Source organism: Komagataeibacter melaceti, from assembly GCF_003403295.1.
GTDB classification, from domain to species: Bacteria; Pseudomonadota; Alphaproteobacteria; order Acetobacterales; family Acetobacteraceae; genus Komagataeibacter; species Komagataeibacter melaceti.
Genome location: NZ_QUWV01000243.1, coordinates 1 through 3,709 on the forward strand (window position 1 = coordinate 1; position 3,709 = coordinate 3,709).

At 59.2% G+C, this 3,709-nt stretch carries 3 protein-coding genes and 1 pseudogene; 3 read left to right on the forward strand and 1 reads right to left on the reverse strand.

The window, feature by feature from the left end:
* Positions 1-416: pseudogene (locus tag DY926_RS16810) on the reverse strand (IS21 family transposase); the annotation flags it as partial.
* 288 nt (positions 417-704) lie between these two features.
* Between DY926_RS16810 and metK the strand changes: the two are divergent.
* The 3 genes from metK to DY926_RS16825 all read left to right on the forward strand — a co-directional run.
* Positions 705-1,889, forward strand: a complete 1,185-nt coding sequence (gene metK, locus DY926_RS16815) for a methionine adenosyltransferase (protein ID WP_116704377.1) — start codon at positions 705-707, stop codon at positions 1,887-1,889.
* A gap of 43 nt (positions 1,890-1,932) precedes the next feature.
* The gene (gene ahcY, locus DY926_RS16820; protein ID WP_116704378.1) at positions 1,933-3,222 is read left to right on the forward strand and encodes an adenosylhomocysteinase; all 1,290 of its coding nucleotides are present in this window, start codon (positions 1,933-1,935) and stop codon (positions 3,220-3,222) included.
* 63 nt (positions 3,223-3,285) lie between these two features.
* Positions 3,286-3,709: homocysteine S-methyltransferase family protein (locus DY926_RS16825; RefSeq protein ID WP_186336216.1), on the forward strand; the 424-nt coding region annotated here is incomplete at its 3' end.

Consider the following 3,709-nt stretch of genomic DNA (forward strand, 5'->3'; position numbering starts at 1 on the left):
TCCTCACCCCAGTCGAACTGGAAGGCTTCCCCGGGCTGGAAGCTCAGGGGCACGAAAACACCCCGACCCGTTGTCTGGCGTGCCTGGTACTGTTCGTGTTTCCATTGCCGGATAAAAGCGGCCACCCGTCCGTAGGATCCATCATAACCCAGTGCCACAAGGTCTTCATGCAGTCGTCGCGCCGTGCGCCGGTTCTTGCGGGGGCGAGCGGCTTCCAGGACCAGCCATCCCCTCAGCCTGTCAGCAAACGGGTCCAGTCGGCCGGGACGTTCGGGTACCTGGAACCGCGGTTCAATACTCTGTGCCCGGAGATATTTCCGGATCGTATTGCGTGACAGTCCCGTCCGGCGTTCGATCTCGCGGATCGGAAGATGATCCCGGCAGTGCCACCGACGGATCACACTCAGAAGCTCCATGTCAATCACTCCTCAAACCCCCAGCAGATGCTGCCGGGGAGTGTGAAGGCATGGGTCAAATCTCGATGAAAATTTCCGCCCTACCCGGGTCAGTTCTCAGTGAAAATCAACATGCTTGAGATATGGTATTGATAAAAAGGTCTAATAGAAGGTAAAAACGACTGAATCGTTAAAAATGGTTTGTCTCTATGAAATAGTAAATTAATAAATAATAATAAAATATTGGAGGTGTTTCGAAAAAATATTATTATTAATAAAGGTAATTTAGCAATAATGAGCAAGTGAATAATGATTAATAAAGATTTTCTGTTTACATCGGAATCCGTATCCGAAGGACATCCTGACAAGGTCGCCGACCGGATCAGTGATACCGTTCTCGACGCATTTCTGGCCGCGGACGGTGAATCGCGCGTTGCGTGTGAAACGATGGTCACCACCAACCGCATCATTCTGGCTGGTGAAGTGCGCGGTCCGGCCTCCGTCACGCCGGAGAAGCTCATCCAGGGCGCGCGTGATGCGGTAAAGGACATCGGCTATGACCAGGCCGGTTTCTCCTGGCGCAACGCGGAAGTCGAATATTACCTGCATGCGCAGTCCGCCGATATTGCGGTGGGCGTGGACAGCGCGAGGGAGAAGGACGAAGGCGCTGGCGACCAGGGCATCATGTTCGGTTTCGCCACGCGTGAGACCGAAAGCCTGATGCCCGCGCCGCTGTTTTACGCGCATGAAATCCTGCACCGCGTGCGTGACCTGCGCAAGGCGGGCGACCCGCGTGCCGCTGCGCTGCAGCCGGATGCGAAAAGCCAGGTGACCCTGCGCTATGTCGATGGCAAGCCCGTTGGCGCCACCTCGGTCGTGATCTCCACCCAGCATGTCGAAGGTGCCAGCCAGGCCACCATCCGTGAGGAACTGGGCAGCATCGTGCGTGATGTCCTGCCGCAGGGCTGGATGTGCCCCGAGGACGAATTCTACGTCAACCCGACCGGCGTGTTCGTGATCGGTGGCCCGGATGGTGACTGCGGCCTGACGGGACGCAAGATCATCGTGGACACCTATGGCGGTGCGGCCCCGCATGGCGGCGGCGCGTTCTCGGGCAAGGACCCGACGAAGGTTGACCGTTCAGCTGCCTATGCCTGCCGCTACCTGGCCAAGAATGTGATTGCCGCCGGTCTGGCCGACCGCTGCACACTGCAGATTTCCTACGCCATCGGCGTGTCCCACCCGCTGTCGGTCTATGTTGACCTTGATGGCACGGGCAAGGACGTGGATGAGGTCAAGCTGGGCCGCGTGCTGCGCGAAGTCATGGACCTCTCCCCCCGTGGCATCCGCAAGCACCTGCGCCTGAACCGCCCGATCTACACCCAGACTTCCGCCTATGGCCATTTTGGCCGTACGCCGGATGCGGCGAAGGACGATTTCACCTGGGAGCAGACCGATCTGGTCGATGCCCTGCGTGGTGCCTTAAATCGCTAATTCATTGAAAATATTTTAAAATCAGAAGAAAGTTACCATTATTATGACAGACTACAAGGTCAAAGACATCTCCCTCGCTGAATGGGGCCGCAAGGAAATCTCCATCGCGGAAGGCGAAATGCCGGGTCTCATGGCGCTGCGCGCGGAGTATGGTGAGTCCAAGCCGCTGAAGGGCGCGCGCATTGCGGGCTGCCTGCACATGACGATCCAGACCGCGGTCCTGATCGAGACCCTGACGGCGCTGGGGGCCACGGTCCGCTGGTCTTCGTGCAACATCTTCTCGACGCAGGACCAGGCTGCCGCCGCCATCGCCGCGACGGGCGTGCCGGTCTTCGCATGGAAGGGCCTGACCGAGGACGAGTTCAACTGGTGCATCGAGCAGACGGTCCGTGGGCCGGATGGCTGGACGCCCAACATGATCCTGGATGATGGTGGCGACCTGACCATCCTCATGCATGACAAGTACCCCGAGCTGCTCGAAGAGGTGCGCGGCATCTCCGAAGAGACGACAACAGGTGTCCACCGCCTGTGGGAAATGGCCAAGAAGGGCCTGCTGCGCGTTCCGGCCATCAACGTGAACGACAGCGTGACCAAGTCGAAGTTCGACAACCTGTACGGCTGCCGTGAAAGCCTGGTGGACGCCATCCGCCGTGGCACCGACGTGATGATGGCGGGCAAGGTTGCCGTGGTTGCCGGTTACGGTGACGTGGGCAAGGGTTCCGCCGCATCCCTGCGCAACGCGGGCTGCCGCGTGCTGGTGACGGAAGTGGACCCCATCTGCGCGCTGCAGGCCGCGATGGAAGGCTACGAGGTCGTGACGATGGAAGAAGCCGCCCCGCGCGGCGATATCTTCGTGACCGCCACGGGCAACGTGGACATCATCACGCTCGACCACATGCGCGAGATGAAGCACCGCGCCATCGTGTGCAACATCGGTCACTTCGATTCCGAAATCCAGATCGGTGCCCTGCGCAACTTCAAGTGGGACAACATCAAGCCACAGGTCGATGAGGTCGTCTTCCCCGATGGCAAGCGCCTGATCGTCCTGTCCGAAGGCCGTCTGGTGAACCTGGGCAACGCGACGGGCCACCCGTCCTTCGTCATGTCCGCGTCGTTCACCAACCAGACGCTGGCCCAGATCGAACTGTGGACCGCACCGGAAAACAAGTACGAAAACAAGGTCTATACCCTGCCGAAGCACCTTGATGAAAAGGTCGCGGCACTGCATCTGGCCAAGGTGGGGGCTCACCTGTCCAAGATGACGCAGAAGCAGGCCGACTACATTGACGTACCCGTCAATGGGCCGTTCAAGAATGACCTGTATCGTTACTAATCGGCGTTTCTGCCCTATTGTGACCGAAAAGGGCGGGAGATTAAATATGTCTGGAAGTCGTATATGATTACTCGCCCCCATCTCCTTGACGCCCTTCGTGAACAGGTTCTGCTTTGTGATGGCGGCATGGGTTCACGCGTGCAGCTTCTGGATCTGGAAGTGGAACGTGATTACTGGGGGCAGGAAAACTGCACCGAAATCCTGAACCTCTCCCGCCCCGAACTGGTGCGCGAAATCCACCGTGGCTATTTCGAGGCCGGGGCGGACATGGTGGAAACCAACAGCTTTGGCGGCACACCCATAACGCTGGGTGAGTTCGGACTGGCCGACCGCGCGCGTGAGATCAACCGCACCGCCGCCCATCTGGCGCGCGAGGCGGCGGAAAGCTTTTCCGACGGGCGGCACCGCTACGTGGTCGGTTCCATCGGGCCGGGCACCAAGCTGCCCTCGCTTGGCAACATTGATTACGACACGCTGGAAGCGGGCC